Source organism: Pseudoalteromonas sp. SWN29, assembly GCF_015864465.1.
Classification (GTDB): Bacteria; Pseudomonadota; Gammaproteobacteria; order Enterobacterales; family Alteromonadaceae; genus Pseudoalteromonas.
Genome location: NZ_JADYXE010000146.1, coordinates 1 through 669, shown reverse-complemented (window position 1 = coordinate 669; position 669 = coordinate 1). Strand labels below are relative to the sequence as shown.

Sequence of the window (669 nt, the reverse complement as noted above, 5' to 3'; positions counted from 1 at the left end):
TGGCTCGAACGGCTACGTGGCCGACAATCCAAAGTTTTTAAAGCAATCAAAAGCAAAATTAAATCAATTGCAACGTCAGCTTGCTCGCCGAAATAAAGGCTCAAATCGCTGGCACAAAACAAAACAACGCATCAATAAATTACACGGTAAAATCTCAAGGCAAAGGCTCGACTTTGCACACCAAATCTCACGACAGATAACCAATGAAAATGACATTTTAGTGTTTGAAGATTTAGACGTAAAAGCGATGCAAAAATTCAATGGCAGCATGGTAGCGGACAATGTGATGGGTCTGATAACTCAGCTTTCAAAATACAAGGCTGAGCTTGAAGGCAAGCTCTATCATGAAATTGGTCGATTTGAAAAATCGACTGGGATTTGCGCAGAATGCGGCCAGCACCATGTTTTAACATTGAACGATAGACATTTCATTTGTGTGGCTTGCGGAGCGAATCAAAATCGCGACCTTTCAGCGGCTAAAAGCATAGCGAACACAGGTGAGTTAGACTTAATAGCGGCTGGAATCGTCGCAAGGGTTAATCCCGTTTCTCAGCGGAAAGCAGCTAATAAAATGAAAGTCTTCGAGCTATCGAAGTTTGCTGTTGGATCTGAGAAAAAAGAAGCAGCCTAGCATTCAAAAGCTAGACTGTAGAAGCCCATTGATCGACA

Annotated in this window: 1 protein-coding gene; it reads left to right on the top strand. The window is 42.3% G+C overall.

Annotated features, from left to right (window positions below):
* Nucleotides 1-631 (top strand): RNA-guided endonuclease InsQ/TnpB family protein (locus I6F53_RS20205; RefSeq protein ID WP_197240948.1); only part of this gene is annotated, 631 nt, incomplete at its 5' end.
* Nucleotides 632-669 lie beyond the last annotated feature (38 nt).